Source organism: Pseudonocardia oceanicola (assembly GCF_047200735.1).
GTDB lineage: Bacteria > Actinomycetota > Actinomycetes > Mycobacteriales > Pseudonocardiaceae > Pseudonocardia.
In genome coordinates, this window is record NZ_JBJZON010000023.1 from 70,259 (window position 1) to 85,594 (window position 15,336).

Consider the following 15,336-nt stretch of genomic DNA (forward strand, 5'->3'; position numbering starts at 1 on the left):
CCCGGGCATGGGTAGTGTGCGGCCATGCTCGATCCGGCGCAGGTCGATCTCGGCGAGTTGGCGAACGCGCTCGACGACCGCTCCCCCGAGGTGCAGTGGTGGATCGACCCGCGCACCGGCCGCATCGTGCCGACCATGCCCGAGGCGTACACGGGCGAGCCCGACGACTCCGAGGAGCTCGAGGAGCAGGGCTGGGTCGCGATCGAACGGACCGACTCCCGCGAGGGCTACCAGGACATGGCGGACTTCACCGCCGGTGTCCAGCACCGGCGGGCGGCCGAGCTGCTCGACCGCGCGCTCAACGGCCGCGGGGCCTTCCGCCGCTTCAAGAACACCCTCTTCGAGTTCCCCGAGGTGCGGGACCAGTGGTTCCGGTTCCGCGACGCCCGGGCCCGCCGCCGTGCCCTCGAGTGGCTCGCCGACGCGGGGCTCGTCGCCCCGGACGTCGCCGAGCAGGCCGCCGCGGCCTACCCCGACCCGGCCCCCGAGAACGAGGACCTCCCGGCCACGGTCGCCGCGGAGCTCGCGACCCACTACGGCGACCGTCTGCACCAGATCCTGCTCGTGGGACCGTGGGCGAGCGGGGAGGGTTCGGTCGAGTCGGAGCTGGACCTGCTGGTGGTCCTCGACGACCTGGAGTCGCCGTGGGCGGAGCTGCGCGCGATCGAGCAGGTGCTGTGGCGGCACACCGAGCGCTCCGGCATCACGGTCTGCGCGTACCCCGTGACCCAGGCCCAGCTGTCCCGGCCCGAGGAACCGTGGCTCGTCCGCGCCCGCCCCGAGGCGGTGCGACTGCGGTGAGCCACGCGCACGAGCGCGGACCCGGGCCGCGGCCCGGCATGGCGCGGGCACGCCGGGAGCTCGCCGCGGCGGAGCTGCTCGCCGGGAACGGGTACGCCGGCCAGGCGGTCGCGGCCGCCGCCCGCGCCGCGCTGGATTCCGCCCAGGTGGCGCTGGCCGCGCTCGACGAGACCCGCGACCACCCGTCCGACGTCGTCTCGGCCTACGTCCGCCGGGTCGTCCGCGAGCGGGCGATGGACCCGGTCACCGGGCGCCTGCTCCGCTCGCTGCTCAACCGCGCCGCGCTCGCCGAACGGTCGTGGGCGGCCGTCCCGATCGAGGAGGCACGGTCCGCGCTGGTCGACGCGGCCCTCATCCTGGCCGAGGTCGACGGGTGGCTCGACGACCCGGCTCGCAGCGCACCGCCACGCAGCGGCGCCACCCGGCGGGCGGTCCGCCCGCTCAGGCGCCGCCGGGCCTCCGGGACGGAGTGACGAGCCGTCAGCGGACGACGTTCACCAGGCGCCCCGGCACCACGATCACCTTCCGCGGCTCGGCCCCGGCCAGCGCGGCGACGATCTTCTCGTCGGCCAGCGCCGCGGCCTGCACCGCCGCGGGGCCGGCGTCGGCCGGGACGGTGACGCGCGAGCGGACCTTGCCGTTGACCTGGATCGGGTACTCGACGGTGTCCTGGACCAGATACCGCTCGTCGGCCGCCGGGAAGGACTCGTAGGCCAGCGTCGACCCGTGCCCGAGCCGGCTCCACAGCTCCTCGCTGATGTGCGGCGCGAGCGGCGCCAGCATCAGCACCAGCGGCTCCGCCACCACCCGCGGCGCCCCGCCGGGGTAGGCCTTGGTGAGGTGGTTGTTCAGCTCGATCAGCTTCGCGGCCGCGGTGTTGTAGTGCAGCGCCGGGTAGTCCTCGCGCACGCCGGCGATCGCCTTGTGCAGCGCCCGCAGGGTGTCCGCGTCGGGCTCGGCGTCCGTGACCCGCGACTCGCCGGTGGTCTCGTCGACCAGGTTGCGCCAGACCCGCTGCAGGAACCGCTGCGGCCCGACGACGTCCCGGGTGGACCAGGGCCGCGAGGCCTCCATCGGGCCGGTGTACATCTCGTAGAGCCGGAAGGTGTCCGCGCCGTACCGGTCGCACATCTCGTCCGGCGTGACGACGTTCTTCAGGGACTTGCCCATCTTCCCGTACTCACGGTTCACGGGCCGGCCGTTCCACGTGAAACGGCCGTTGTCGTCCTCGACCACCTCCTCGGCCGGCACGTACAGACCGCGTGCGTCGGTGTAGGCGTAGGCCTGGATGTAGCCCTGGTTGAACAGCTTCCGGAAGGGCTCCTCGCTGGTCACGTACCCCAGGTCGAACAGCACCTTGTGCCAGAAGCGCGAGTACAGCAGGTGCAGCACCGCATGCTCGACGCCGCCGACGTACAGGTCGACACCGCCCGGGTCGACCGGGGAGATCTCCGGCTTCTTGCCGATCCAGTACTTCTCGGCCTCCACGCCGGTGAAGCGCTCGGAGTTCCCCGGGTCCAGGTAGCGCAGGTAGTACCAGCACGACCCGGCCCACTGCGGCATCGTGTTGGTCTCGCGACGATACTTCCGCGGCCCGTCGCCCAGGTCCAGCTCGACGTTCACCCACTCGTCGGCCCGCGACAGCGGCGGCTCGGGCTCGGTGTCCGCGTCGTCCGGGTCGTAGGTCTTGGGGGAGTAGTCGTCCACGTCGGGCAGGACGACCGGCAGCTGGTCCTCCGGCAGCCCGACCGGGCCGAACTCGTCCCACACGATCGGGAACGGCTCTCCCCAGTACCGCTGCCGGGAGAACAGCCAGTCCCGCAGCTTGTACTGGACGACGCCCTCGCCGTACCCCTTCGCCGCCAGCCAGTCGATGATCGCGCGCTTCGCCTCGGTGACGCCCCGCCCGTTCAGGCTGATCTCGTCGTTGGCGGAGTTGATCGCCGGGCCCTCGCCGGTGAACGCCTCGCCCTGCCAGTCGCCCGGGTCGACCGTGCGGACGATCCGCAGGCCGAAGGCCGTCGCGAAGTCCCAGTCGCGCTGGTCCTGGCCCGGGACGGCCATGATCGCGCCGGTGCCGTAGCCCATCAGGACGTAGTCGGCGACGAAGACCGGGATCTCCTCGCCGTTGACCGGGTTGACGGCGAAGGCGCCGGTGAAGACGCCCGTCTTCTCCTTGTTCTCCTGCCGGTCCAGCTCGGACTTGCGCCCGGCGGCCCCGCGGTACTCCGCCACCGCCTCGCCCGGCGTGGCGGCACCGCCGGTCCAGCGCTCGTCCGTGCCCTCGGGCCACGTCGGCGGGGTCAGCGCGTCGACCAGCGGGTGCTCCGGGGCGAGGACCATGTAGGTGGCGCCGAACAGCGTGTCCGGGCGGGTGGTGAAGACCTCGATCTCCCGGCCGGCGGCGGGGAAGCGGACCCGGGCGCCCTCGGACCGCCCGATCCAGTTGCGCTGCATGGCCTTCACCGACTCCGGCCAGTCGACCCGGTCCAGGTCGGCGGCCAGCCGGTCCGCGTACGCGGTGATCCGCATCATCCACTGCTTGAGGTTGCGGCGGAAGACGGGGTAGTTGCCGCGCTCGCTGCGGCCGTCGGCGGTGACCTCCTCGTTGGCCAGCACGGTGCCCAGGCCGGGGCACCAGTTCACCGGTGCCTCGGAGATGTAGGCCAGGCGGTAGGAGTCGATCAGCGCGCGGCGCTCGCCCTCCGCCAGCTCGGCGTAGGGGCGGCCGTCCGGGGTGGGGCGGGCACCGGACCCGAACTCGGCCTTCAGCTCGGCGATCGGGCGGGCGCGGTCGGCCTCGGTGTCGTACCAGGACTCGAAGATCTGCAGGAAGATCCACTGGGTCCAGCGGTAGTACGTGACGTCCGTGGTCGCGATCGACCGGCGGGGGTCGTGCGCCAGGCCCAGCTGGCGCAGCTGCTCCTTGTACCGGGCGATGTTCGCCTCGGTGGTGGTGCGCGGGTGGGTGCCGGTCTGCACGGCGTACTGCTCAGCGGGCAGGCCGAACGCGTCGAAACCCATCGGGTGCAGCACGTTGTGGCCGGTCATCCGCAGGTAGCGACCCAGCACGTCCGTGCCGATGAAGCCGAGCGGGTGCCCGACGTGCAGGCCCGCCCCGGAGGGGTACGGGAACATGTCCATCACGTACGCCTTGGGCTTCTCCGAGCCCGGCTCGCCCGGATCGGGCGTGTGGAACGTGCCCTCGGCCTCCCACCGATCCTGCCAGCGGCGCTCGATCTCGCCGGCCAGGCGCGCGTCGTAGCGGTGGGGCGGGGACGCCGGAGCGTCTCCGGGCGCGATGGTGGTGCTCTCCGTGCTCATGATCCCGCTCTACCTCGAGGATGAACCGTCCCGCGACGGTCCGCCGGTCGGCCTGCTGCTGCGGTCGCCGGGAGCCGCGCCGGATCTCGTCCGCCCGGGTGGGCCCGGGCGGGCGGTTCGGCGTGCGGCTCGGCGCGGCGCCGGTGAGGCCGGGCTTCCGGCGGGCCGTGGAACGCGATACCCAGGGTAACGCCGCTGGCCGCCGGGCTTCGACGGGGTTGCGCCGGGGTGGACGCCGCGTCCGGGCGGGGCCGCGGCGGGGGTCCGGCCGCCTTATCTACCCTGGTGGCGTGCCCGTGACCCTGCGCTTCGTCCTCGGTGTGCTCTTCGTCCTGGCCGGCGTCGCGCTGGTGACCGTCGCCGTCCTGGGGGCGCGCTCGAAGCTCCCGCGCAACCGCTGGGCCGGGGTCCGCACCGCCGCCACTCTCGAGTCGAGGCCCGCCTGGGTCTCGGCGAACCGGGTGGCCGCGCCGCCGCTCGGCGCCGCGGGCGGGGTCGGCGTGTTCGCGGGCGTGGTGCTGCTGGCCGGGCCGCCCGCCGTGCTCGGCTGGGTCGTGACGGCCATCGCCGTCGTCGGGGTGCTCGTGCTCGCCGGGATCGGCGGCGCACTCGGCGACCGCGCCGGCCGGATCGAGACCGCCACCCGCGCCGCCGAGGCCGGCGGGGCCGCCGGCGGCGGGTGCGCAGGCACCTGTGCCGGTTGCGACCTGGTCGCGGGCTGCCGCACGTCGCCGGTCGAGCCCGGCCGCTGACCCGGCGCGCCGAACGCGCCGGCGGCGTGTGCCGACCGCGCGCTCCCCACTGACCCTCCACCGCTCCTCGTCGGCCTGATCCCTGTGCCGGGAGTTCCACCGGCATCGGGACGATCGGACGAGCGTCTGGGACGAACGTCTGTACAAACGGCGGACGGACGTCAGAACGATGGCCCGACCCGATAGTTGCCGTCCCGGTCGAGGACGGTCACCGGGATCGAGCGGAGGACGTTCCCCGACGCGACCTGGCAGAACAGCACGAGCTGCGGGTACACGACGACCTGCTGCGGGCACTGCACGGGCGCCGACGCCAGATCGGCGGTCGCCGGGTCCGCCGCGAGCACGGCCCGCACGTCCTGCTCGAGCCGCGTGCCGTCGAGGGTGCGTGGTGGCGCGGGCACCGGTCTGCCCGGCACGAGGACCGAGCAGGCGGCGAGCAGCGGCAGGAGGGCGACCGTGCCGGTGAGGCGGCCACGGGACCGGTCACGACGGACGGACATCGGGCCTCCTCGGTCCGTGTGGGCCCCCAGCGTCCTCGCCCGGCCGACCCGGCGGAAGGTCCCGCAGGTCACGAACGCGACCGGCCGCCCCGGCCGGGGGCCGGTCAGACGTCCCCTAGTTGAGCCCGATCTCCACGGGGAAGGTCGACAGCAGCGCCAGCGGCGCGCCCTGACGGCGCAGCACCCGGCCCCACAGGTCCGAGTGCCGGTCGGTGGTGACGTCGTCGGGCAGGCCCGGGACCACGAACCAGTCCCCGCGGGCGATCTCGCCGGCCAGCTGTCCGGAGTCCCACCCCGAGTAGCCGGCGAACACGCGCAGCCCGCGGACCCGCGACGCCACGGCGCCCGGCTCGCTGTCCAGGTCCACCAGCACGACGGGCCCGTTCACCGCGACGACGCCCTCCATGCCGTCCGCCCGCTGGCCCGGCCGCAGGCTGGCCAGACAGAGCGCGGTGGTGCCGTCGACCGGGCCGCCGACGAACACCGTGCCGGGTTCCGAGGCCAGGGACGCCCACCGGGGGAGGACGTCGCGCACGGACGCCTCCGAGGGCCGGTTGAGCACCACGCCCAGGCTGCCGTGCCCACGGTGCTCGACGAGGTACACCACGGTGCGGGAGAAGTTGGGATCGGTGAGGTTCGGCGCAGCCACCAGAAGGGTGCCCGGTCCGACCGGAGCGGTGGCCTGCCTACCGGCGCGGTCGTCCCTCACTCACCCATGTTCGCACCCGCGCTCCGGGACGTACGCTCCCCCCGTGTCCCTCCCGAACCCCGCTCCGCCCCTCACCCCGGCGGCGGGGGAGGCGGTCGGCACGAAGGCGGGTGTCCGGGCGCTGCTGCGGGGTCGCGGGTTCCGCAGGCTGCTCGCGTCGCGGGTCCCCGCCCAATGGGGGGACGGCTTCTTCCAGGCCGCGCTCGGCGGGGCGGTGCTGTTCAACCCCGAGCGCCACGCCGATCCGCTCGCCGTCGCGGCGGGGCTCGCCGTGATGCTGCTGCCCTACTCCGTCGTCGGGCCCTTCGCCGGGGCCCTGCTGGACCGCTGGGACCGCCGCCGGGTGCTGCTCGCCGCGAACCTGCTGCGCGGGGTGCTCATCGCGATGGTGGCCCTGGCCGTCGGGACGGGGATCGAGGGTCCGCCGCTCTATCTCGGCGCGCTCGCCGTCGTCGGCGTGAGCCGGTTCGTCGGGGCCGGCTTGTCGGCGGCGTTGCCGCACGTCGTGGAGCCACGCAACCTCGTCGAGGCCAACGTCGTGGCGTCGACCGCGGGCGCGGCCTCGGCGGCGCTGGGCGGGGCGACGGCCATCGGCGTCCGGGAGCTGATCGGGGCGGGCGACACGGGCTCCGGCACCACCACGGCGCTCGCGATCGTCGGGTCGCTCGTCGCGGCGCTGGCCGCGGCCGGGTTCGCCCGGGGCACGCTCGGCCCGGACGGGACCGAACCGCGCAGCGGGGTCGCCGCCGTCGCGCGGGGCTGGGTGGACGGCGCACGTGCGGTCGTGCGGGTACCCACCGCCGCCGCCGCCTTCTGTGCGGTCGGGGCGCACCGGCTGGCGTTCGGCCTGAGCACGCTGCTGTCGCTGCTGCTGTTCCGCTACGCGTTCCACGACTCCGGCTTCTGGCGGGCCGGGCTCGCCGGTGTCGGGCAGGTCGTGATGGCCGCCGGCGCCGGTGTCGGTGTGGCGGCGCTGCTCACGCCGTGGCTCACCCACCGCCTCGGCCGCGCGGCCACGATCCGGGCGGGGCTGGTCGTCGCCGCGCTGGCCCAGGTCGGCGTCGCGGCCGTGACCACGATCCCGACCGTGCTGGTCGGGGCCTTCGTGCTCAGCACCGCGGGCCAGACGGTGAAGCTGTGCGCCGACGCGGCGATCCAGCAGGAGACCGCCGACGAGGCCCGCGGCCGGGTCTTCGCGCTCTACGACGCGCTGTTCAACACCTGCTACGTCCTCGCGGTGGCCGCGGCGGCCCTGCTCGCCCCGGCCGACGGGGACTCGCCCTGGCTGCTCGGCTCCGCCGCCGTCGTCTACCTGCTGGGCCTGGCCGCGCACGAGGCCCAGCTCCGCCGCCGCCCCTGATCCGCACCAGGGATCCACGACGCGTCAGGACCGGCTCGGGAACCGCGTCGTGGGTCCATCACGCGCCACGACGCCCGAAAGGCGCGTGGCGGTTCCGTCACGCCTGCTCAGAGGTGGTCGGCGGCCCACCGGCGCAGCTCGGCCTCGGCCTGCTCCGTGGTCATCGGCCCGTTCTCCATCCGCAGCGCGAGCAGGTGCTTGTACGCCTTGCCCACCTGCGGGCCCGGCGGGATCCCGAGGATCTGCATGATCGCGTTGCCGTCGAGGTCCGGCCGGATCGCGTCGAGCTCCTCCTGCTTGCGCAGCTCGGCGATCCGCTCCTCGAGCGAGTCGTACGAGCGCTGCAGTGCCGCGGCCCGCCGTCGGTTGCGGGTCGTGCAGTCCGAGCGCACGAGCTTGTGCAGCCGGTCGAGCAGCGGGCCGGCGTCGGCGACGTAGCGGCGCACCGCCGAGTCGGTCCACTCGCCCTTGCCGTAGCCGTGGAACCGCAGGTGCAGGTACACGAGCTGGCTGACGTCGTCGACCACGTGCTTCGGGTAGCGCAGGTCGCGCAGCCGCTTGCGCACCATCTTGGCCCCGACCACCTCGTGGTGGTGGAAGCTGACCCGGCCGTCCGGCTCCTTGCGCCGCGTCGGCGGCTTGCCGACGTCGTGCAGCAGGGCGGCGAGCCGCAGCACGAGGTCCGGCTTCTCCTCCCGCTCGATCGCCTGCTCCATCACGACGAGCGAGTGGGTGTAGACGTCCTTGTGCTGCATGTGCTCGTCGATCGCGAGCCGCATCGCCGGCACCTCCGGCACCACGTACTCGGCCAGCCCGGTGTCGACCAGCAGCTCGATGCCACGCCGCGGGTGCGCGCCGAGCAGCAGCTTGGAGAACTCGGCCTGGACCCGCTCCTTGGTGATCCGGCCGAGCTCGCCGGCCATCGCCGTCATCGCCGAGGTCACCCGCTCGGCCGGGGTGAAGCCGAGCTGGGAGACGAACCGGGCGGCCCGCAGCATCCGCAGCGGGTCGTCGGCGAAGGACTCCTGCGGCGACGCCGGGGTGTCGAGGCTGCCGGCCGCCAGCGCGGCGAGGCCGCCGTAGGGGTCGACGAAGCGGCGGTCGCCGGGCGCGGTGTGCACCTCGACCGCCATCGCGTTGACGGTGAAGTCGCGGCGGACCAGGTCGCCCTCGATCGAGTCCCCGAACCGGACGAGCGGCCTGCGGCCGACGCGGTCGTAGGCGTCGGCCCGGAAGGTCGTGATCTCGAGGGTCTCGTCGCCGCGGCGGACGCCGACGGTGCCGAACTCGATGCCGGTGTCCCAGGTCGCGTCCGCCCAGCCGGCGACGATCTCGAGGATGCGCTCGGGCCGGGCGTCGGTGGTGAAGTCGAGGTCCGTCCCGCCGCGGCCGAGCAACGCGTCCCGGACGCTGCCGCCGACGAGGTAGAGCGTGTGCCCGGCCGCACGGAACCGGTCGCCGATCTCGTCGGCGACGGCAGGGACGTCGAGCAGCTCCACGAGCGCATTCTCCTGGGCGCGCCGGAGCGCGTCCGGCCGATCCGGTGCCGCGGCCACGGCGGTACCGGAGATCACGAGCGGGGAAGACACGGCGGGCCAGTGTAGGCGTCGCCCGCAGCCGCCGCTCCCGGGATCCGACGGGAGGGGAACGGGACGTGACGCACGTGCGTCCGGCGGAACCCGGCCCGCGGCCCGCCGCCTCGTTACCATCGCCACATGTCCTCCTCCCGCGGCCGCTCAGGGGGGCGCCGCGCGGGGAGGCCCGCCGACCGGCGCCGGCGCCTGCGGACCGTCGACGAGACGTCCGCGGGAGGCCTCGTCGTCGACCACGAGCTGGGCCGCGCGGCCGTGATCGGCCGGCTCGATCGCCGCGGCCGGTTGCTGTGGTCCCTGCCGAAGGGGCACATCGAGGCCGGGGAGACCGCCGAGGAGGCGGCGGTGCGGGAGGTCGAGGAGGAGACCGGCATCATCGGGCGTGTGGTCGCACCACTGGGCACGATCGACTTCTGGTTCGTCGCCGAGGACCGCCGGGTGCACAAGACCGTGCACCACTTCCTGATGCGGGCCCTCGGCGGCGACCTGTGCGACGACGACGTGGAGGTCGCCGAGGTCGCCTGGGTGCCGCTCGGCGAGCTGGAGGGCCGGCTGGCCTACGCCGACGAGCGGCGGCTGATCCGGCGGGCGACCACGTTGCTGGAGGAGACCGCGTGAGAGCGGTCGCGGTGGCCGCCGCGATCCTCACCCTGCTCCTGACCCTGGTCGGCACCGTCGCGGGGCCCGCGGTGGGGACCGCGGCGGCGCAGCCGGACGCCCCGCCGGCCACCGACACCGGCCTCCGCCTCGAGATCACGGCCGCCTCGCCGCGGGTCGTCACCGCCGACGGACCGACCACCCTGACCCTCACCGGCACCCTCACCAACACCGGCCCCGGACCGGTGTCCGGCCTCGGCGTGCGGGTCCAGCGCAGCGACCCGCTGCGCAGCGAGGCCGCGGTGCGCGACGCGCTGGCCGGCGACGACGCCGCCGACGCCGTCACCCCCGCCTTCACCGACCTGCCCGACCTGGCCGCCGGCGCGGCGGAGCCGGTCACCCTGTCGGTGCCGTTGACCGGCCCGGCCACCTCCTCGCTCGCCCTCGCCCGGACCGGGGTGCACGCCCTGCTGGTGAACGTCAACGGCACCCGGGAGGGCCTGCGGGCCCGGATGGCGGCGGTGCGGATGCTGCTGCCGGTGCTCTCGCTGCCGGGGGGCGGCCCCGCGGCGACCCCGCCCACTCCCACCGGCTCGACCCCGATGACCCTGCTCTACCCGATCGTCGAGCCGCCGCGGCGGCTGCCGACCGTGCCCGGCGAACCGGTCACCCTCACCGACGACGGCCTCGCCGCCTCGTTCGCGGCGGGCGGCCGGCTCTCCGGCCTGGTCGACGCCCTGGCCGCGCGGGCCCCCGTCGGCTCGCCGCTGCGGGCCGGGGTGTGCGTCACGATCGATCCGGAGCTCGTGGAGACCGCCGCGCAGATGGCCGACGGCTATCAGGTCCGGGCCCCGGACGGCACCGTCACGCCGGGGACCGGCGCCGAGGCGGCCGGGACGTGGCTCGCCCGGCTCTCCGCGACGCTGCGCGGCGGCTGCGTGCTCGCCCTGGCCCAGAGCGACGCCGACCTGGTCGCCCTGGTCCGCTCCGGCGCGTCGGACCTGGCCCGGCGGGCCCTCGAGGACGGCCGGCAGCTCGCCGGGCGGCTGCTCGGCACCCCCGTGCTCGCCGACACGGTCTGGCCGGCCGACGGGGCGCTCGACGAGGCCACCCTCGCCGACGTCACCCGCTCCGCCGACGGCTCGTCCGCGGTGGTGCTCTCCGCGGACTCCGTCGAGCAACCCACGACCACGCAGGTCTCGGGCGTCGTCCCGCTCACCGACCCGGCGGCGGCGAGCGGCACGTCGACGGTCGGCGTGCTCACCGACCCGCTGCTGACCCTCGCCGCCGGCGGCAGCTCCGCGTCGGACACCAGCACCAGCCCGGCGGGCGGGCCCGGTGCGCTCGGGACCCAGGACGCGCTGGGCGCGCTGGCCTTCCGGGCGCTCACCGCGGACGAGCGCCGTGCGGGGCCGCTGGTCCTGGCCCCGCCGCACCGCTGGACCGTCGACGGCCGCGGCGCGGACGCCCTGCTCGACGGCGCCGCCCGCCTGATCGGGGCCGGGCTCGCCGAGCCGCGCGCGCTGGGCGCGTCCGTCGCGGCCGGGGCCCTGCCGGGGGCGGAGCCGCAGCGGCTGACCTACCCGGTGCGGGTGGGAGCGCAGGAGATCCCGCCGGCCGTCGTCGCCGCGGTCGTCGAGGACCGGGACGACGTCGAGCGGCTGCGAGCCGCCGCCGACTACGAGACCGGTGTCGGCGCGCCGCCGGAGCAGGTCTTCGACCCCCTGCTGCGCGGCCTGCTGCGCGCGGTCTCCGGATGGTGGCGCGGCGACCCGGCCGTGGCCCGGTCCGAGGCCGACCTGGTCGGCGTCCGGATCGACGAGCTGGTCGGCTCGGTGCGGGTGCTGGAGCCGCCGGGACCGTTCTCCCTGGGGACCCGGGACGCGCCGGTGCCGTTGACCGTGGCCAACGGGCTGCCCATCACCATGACGGTCAGGGTGGAGCTGGCCGGCACCGCCGGCCTGCGGGTCGCCCCGATCCCGGTGCAGCGCGTGCCCCCGCTCGGCCGGGTGCAGGTCCGGGTGAGCACCGAGGTGCTCCGGGCCGGCCAGTTCACCGTGGAGGCCTCGGTCCGTACCCCGGACGGGGGCGCGCTGGGCGAACCGACCCGGATCCAGGTGCGCTCGACCGTGTACGGCACGGTCACGATCTGGCTCACCGCGGTCGCCGGCGTCCTGCTGGTGCTGCTCGCCGCCCGTCGGATCGTCCGGCGGATCCGGGGCGACCGGTCAGGTCCGGACGGGGGAACCGGCGCGGGCGGATCCGGTCCGGGCCCGCCCGCCGGGCCGGTCCGGTCGCCGGTCCCGGCGCGCCCACCCGGCGTCGCGCCCGTCGACCGGGCCGCCGCGGGACCGTCCGACGTCCCGGTCCGGGGCCCTGCGGAGGGCGCCCCACCCGCGGTCCGGCCGTGGGAGCGGGCGAGGGAGCGGTCGGGCGGAACGTCCGCGGGGCCCGCAGAGTTCCCGCCTCCGGGTCGGCGCGCGTCACGGCGCGGGGTCACCGCGCCGGACGGCGATCTGCCGTAGGCTGACGAGTCGCGGGTAGCAGGGGGACACGAGTCGTCGCGCGTGGCGCACGGGGGTGGAGGTCGCGACCGGTGAGCGGGCAGACGGAGGGGAAGCCCGGGCCCGGGTCGGGCACCGGTGCCGCCGCTCCCGAGGTCCCCGGCACCGCGATCCCGACCCCGGGCGCCCCGCCCGACACCGTCACGGCCCGCGCCGTCCAGGCCGCCCCGCCGGTGGGCACCCTCACCGGCCACGCGGACGGCACCATCCGGTCGACCGTGCCGACGGGCCCCGGCACACGCCTCGGCAACCGGTACCGGCTCGTCCTGCGGGTCGGCGCCGACCTGAGCGCGGGCGCCGAGTTCTGGCGGGCCGAGGACACGATCCTGCAACGCGACGTGGGCGTGACCGTCCTGCGCCGGCTCCCGGCCGACGAGGCGGACGAGGACCCGGAGGGCACCGCCCGCGCCGGGGAGATGATCGTCCGGGCGCTGCGGTCCGGCGGGTTCGAGCACCCGGGGTGCGCCCGGTTGCTCGACGTGCTGGCCGCAGGCTCGCCCGGCGTCCCGCCGGACGTGCAGGGGGCCGCCGTCACCGAGTGGGTCGCCGAGCACAGTCTCACCGAGGCCGTCGCGGGCGGTCTGATCAAGCCACTGCGCGCGGCACGGATGGTCCAGCAGCTCGCGGCCGCCGCCGACGAGGCCCACAGCCGGGGCCTGGTCCTCGGCACCGACCACCCGCAGCGGATCCGGGTCACCGGCGACGGGCGGGCGCAGGTCGCCTTCGTGCTGCCCCGGCCCGGTCTGACCCCCGAGGACGACGTCCGCGGTCTCGGTGCCGTCCTCTACACCCTGCTGACCTCGCGCTGGCCGTTGTCGGGCTCGGACGCCGCCCGGGCCGGGCTCCCCTCGCCGGGACGCGACGAGCACGGCGCGCCCGTGCCGCCGTCGGCGCTGCGCCCCGGTGTGCCCGTGGAGCTCGACGCGGTGTGCACCGCCGCGCTCGGGTGGCACCCCGCCGGCGCCGCCGTCGGCCGGGTGCACACGGCGGCCGCGGTGCACCGGATGATCGGCGAGGTCGTGGCCGAGGACGACCGGGCCGCGCTGTTCCCGCCGGAGCACGACGGCGTGCCGGCCGAGCCCGGCGACGTGTGGCAGGACAAGGGCCGCGACGCCCCGCCGCAGGACCCGCGGCGCCGGCGCAAGCTGTTGATCGGGCTGTGCGTGCTCGGCGCGGGCGTGCTCGTGGTGCTCGGGTACCTGGGCGTACAGCTCGGCGCGCTGGTCGGCGAGTCGAGCGGCCCGGCGATCGTCGTCGGCGACAACGCGGCGGGTGCGCCGCCACCGACGGAGCCCGGTGCCCCGGCCGCCAGTGTGGCGATCAGCGGTGTGGCGCTCGAGGTGTACGACCGCACCGGGGACCGGGACAACGCCGCCGACGTCGAGCGGGCGATCGACGGCGACCCGGCCACCAGCTGGTCGACCTTCACCTACAAGCAGCAGCTGCCGGCGCTCAAGCCGGGCGTGGGCCTGATGGCCTCCTTCCCGTCGGTCGAGCAGCTGTCCCGGCTCACCGTGCGCTCGCCGAGCGCCGGGACCGTGGTCGAGATCCGGTCGGCACCGTCGGCCGACGCCGATCTCGCGCAGACCCAGCTGATCGGCACGCAGACGCTCTCCGCCGGCACCACCACGGTCTCGATGGCCGACAGCCAGCCGACGCAGCACGTGCTGCTGTGGATCACCACGCTCGGCGGCGGCGGGGACGCGAACGTGAGCCAGGTCGACGAGCTCACCTTCTACCGCGCGGGGCTCTGACCCGGTTCCCTCCTGTGAACGGTTCGGCCGTTCCCGGCCGGGGAGGACCGTCCGGCTCCTAGCGTCCGCCGCGTGCCCCTGCTCGACGCGCGGTCCGACCTGCAGCTGCTGGAGGCGCACCGGTCCGGCGAGCGCCGCGCGTTCGACGAGTTGGTGCGCCGGCACGGCCAGCGGCTGTGGGCGGTGGCGTTGCGGGTGCTGCGCGACCCCGAGGACGCCGCGGACGTCCTGCAGGACGCGCTCGAGTCCGCCTACCGCCGCTCGGCGGGCTTCCGCGGGGAGGCGTCGGTGAGCACGTGGCTGCACCGCATCGTGGTGAACAAGTGCGTCGACCGGATCCGGCACGACCGCGCCCGGCCGCCGTCCGGCTTCGGGCACCCGCACCGGGTACCGGTCGGCCGCGATCCTGCCGAGGGCGCCACGACCCGGCTCGCGGTGCTCGACGCCCTGGCCGACGTGCCACCCGACCAGCGGGTCTGTGTTGTTCTCGTCGATGTGATGGGATATCCCGTGGCGGAGGCGGCGGCGGTCCTGCAGGTACCCACGGGCACCGTGAAGAGCCGGTGCGCACGCGGGCGGGTCCGGCTCGCCGGGCTGCTCGGGCACCTGCGGGAGGGGGACGCGTGAGCGGCTGGGGGGAGCCCGGGGGCGGCAGCGGCCGGCTCACCCGCCTCGCCGAGGCCGAAGCCGGCCTGCCCGACGAGGACGCGGCCGCCAGGGTGATCGCGGCGGCCGGTCCGGACGCCGGTCGAGTGCTGTCCGCGCTGGCAGCCACGCGTGCCGAGCTCGCGGCCGTACCCACGGCGCGGATGCCCCCCGCCGTCGCCGCCCGCCTGGCGGCGACGTTCGACGCGATCGATCGGGAGCAGGCCGAACACGCAGTCCGCACGGCGGGAGCGGGTACTCGTCAGAAGGACGATTACGGCTCGCGGTCGCGACGACTCGGCGCGCCCCGGCGCCGGCCCCTGGTCCTGACCGCGGCCGCGGCTGCGCTGGTCGTCGTGGCGGTCGCCGGACCGTCGGCGGCGCCGGCCGGAGAGGCCGTCGACCCGGCGGCCGCCGCCGCCCGCGTCCTCGCCGAGGGCACCCTCGACGTCGGGCAGCTCCGGCGCCCGGACGCGCGTGCGGCGTGCCTGGAGCGGGCCGGCGCGGCGCCCGCCCGCGGCCCCCTGCTCGCGGGGCGCCCGGTCGTCGTCGACGGGCGGCGCGGAACCCTGCTCGTGCTCGGGACGGGCGGGCTCGGCCGGGTGCGGGCGGTGGTGCCGAGCGAGGACTGCGACGCCGTCCTGGCCGACGTCACCACGGGCGGGTGACTGCCACCACACGGCCCGCGTGCGCCGCCCGGCCCGGGGAATGTCCGCTCCTAGGATCGTGTTGAGTGGG

13 protein-coding genes are annotated in these 15,336 nt (G+C 75.8%); 9 read left to right on the forward strand and 4 right to left on the reverse strand.

Annotated features, from left to right (window positions below; all coding sequences use genetic code 11):
* Nucleotides 1-24 precede the first annotated feature (24 nt).
* Nucleotides 25-801 carry a UPF0158 family protein gene (locus ACL02T_RS26630; protein WP_412833516.1) on the forward strand — a complete coding sequence of 259 codons (777 nt, stop codon included), beginning with the start codon at nt 25-27 and terminating at the stop codon, nt 799-801.
* Complete coding sequence (locus ACL02T_RS26635) at nt 798-1,274, forward strand: hypothetical protein (RefSeq protein WP_412833517.1); 477 nt, start codon at nt 798-800, stop codon at nt 1,272-1,274. Before ACL02T_RS26630 ends, ACL02T_RS26635 begins: the two co-directional genes overlap by 4 nt.
* Before the next feature lie 7 nt (nt 1,275-1,281).
* Here ACL02T_RS26635 and leuS read toward each other — a convergent pair whose 3' ends face one another.
* On the reverse strand, nt 1,282-4,125 hold the full coding sequence (gene leuS / locus ACL02T_RS26640; RefSeq protein ID WP_412833518.1) for a leucine--tRNA ligase: 2,844 nt from the start codon (nt 4,123-4,125) through the stop codon (nt 1,282-1,284).
* 290 nt (nt 4,126-4,415) lie between these two features.
* Between leuS and ACL02T_RS26645 the strand changes: the two genes are divergently transcribed.
* Nucleotides 4,416-4,877, forward strand: coding sequence for an SdpI family protein (locus ACL02T_RS26645; protein ID WP_412833519.1), 462 nt, complete (start codon nt 4,416-4,418; stop codon nt 4,875-4,877).
* Between the two features lie 161 nt (nt 4,878-5,038).
* Here the strand turns inward: ACL02T_RS26645 and ACL02T_RS26650 are convergent, their stop codons facing one another.
* Nucleotides 5,039-5,377, reverse strand: a complete 339-nt coding sequence (locus tag ACL02T_RS26650; RefSeq protein WP_412833520.1) for a DUF4333 domain-containing protein — start codon at nt 5,375-5,377, stop codon at nt 5,039-5,041.
* 115 nt (nt 5,378-5,492) lie between these two features.
* A complete protein-coding gene (locus ACL02T_RS26655) occupies nt 5,493-6,086 on the reverse strand; it encodes a YqgE/AlgH family protein (protein ID WP_412833521.1) in 594 nt (197 codons plus the stop codon).
* 43 nt (nt 6,087-6,129) lie between these two features.
* On the opposite strand from ACL02T_RS26655, the gene ACL02T_RS26660 reads away from it, so the two are divergent.
* Nucleotides 6,130-7,446 carry an MFS transporter gene (locus ACL02T_RS26660; RefSeq protein ID WP_412833522.1) on the forward strand — a complete coding sequence of 439 codons (1,317 nt, stop codon included), beginning with the start codon at nt 6,130-6,132 and terminating at the stop codon, nt 7,444-7,446.
* A 107-nt stretch (nt 7,447-7,553) separates the two neighbouring features.
* Here the strand turns inward: ACL02T_RS26660 and ACL02T_RS26665 are convergent, their stop codons facing one another.
* Nucleotides 7,554-9,020: a CCA tRNA nucleotidyltransferase gene (locus ACL02T_RS26665; RefSeq protein ID WP_412833559.1), complete on the reverse strand. Its 1,467-nt coding sequence runs from the start codon at nt 9,018-9,020 to the stop codon at nt 7,554-7,556.
* Nucleotides 9,021-9,161: 141 nt separating this feature from the next.
* Here ACL02T_RS26665 and ACL02T_RS26670 point away from each other — a divergent pair, with 141 nt between their 5' ends.
* The 5 genes from ACL02T_RS26670 to ACL02T_RS26690 all read left to right on the forward strand — a co-directional run bounded on the left by ACL02T_RS26670 (nt 9,162) and on the right by ACL02T_RS26690 (nt 15,266).
* A complete protein-coding gene (locus tag ACL02T_RS26670) occupies nt 9,162-9,656 on the forward strand; it encodes an NUDIX domain-containing protein (protein WP_412833523.1) in 495 nt (164 codons plus the stop codon).
* Nucleotides 9,653-12,160 (forward strand): DUF6049 family protein, encoded by a 2,508-nt coding sequence (locus tag ACL02T_RS26675; RefSeq protein ID WP_412833524.1) that lies wholly within the window; start codon nt 9,653-9,655, stop codon nt 12,158-12,160. The genes ACL02T_RS26670 and ACL02T_RS26675 overlap by 4 nt, the downstream gene beginning before the upstream one ends.
* Nucleotides 12,161-12,231: 71 nt before the next feature.
* Nucleotides 12,232-13,953, forward strand: coding sequence for a protein kinase family protein (locus ACL02T_RS26680; RefSeq protein WP_412833525.1), 1,722 nt, complete (start codon nt 12,232-12,234; stop codon nt 13,951-13,953).
* 72 nt (nt 13,954-14,025) lie between these two features.
* The gene (gene sigM / locus ACL02T_RS26685) at nt 14,026-14,580 is read left to right on the forward strand and encodes an RNA polymerase sigma factor SigM (protein WP_412833526.1); all 555 of its coding nucleotides are present in this window, start codon (nt 14,026-14,028) and stop codon (nt 14,578-14,580) included.
* Complete coding sequence (locus tag ACL02T_RS26690) at nt 14,577-15,266, forward strand: hypothetical protein (RefSeq protein ID WP_412833527.1); 690 nt, start codon at nt 14,577-14,579, stop codon at nt 15,264-15,266. The genes sigM and ACL02T_RS26690 overlap by 4 nt, the downstream gene beginning before the upstream one ends.
* Nucleotides 15,267-15,336: the final 70 nt, after the last annotated feature.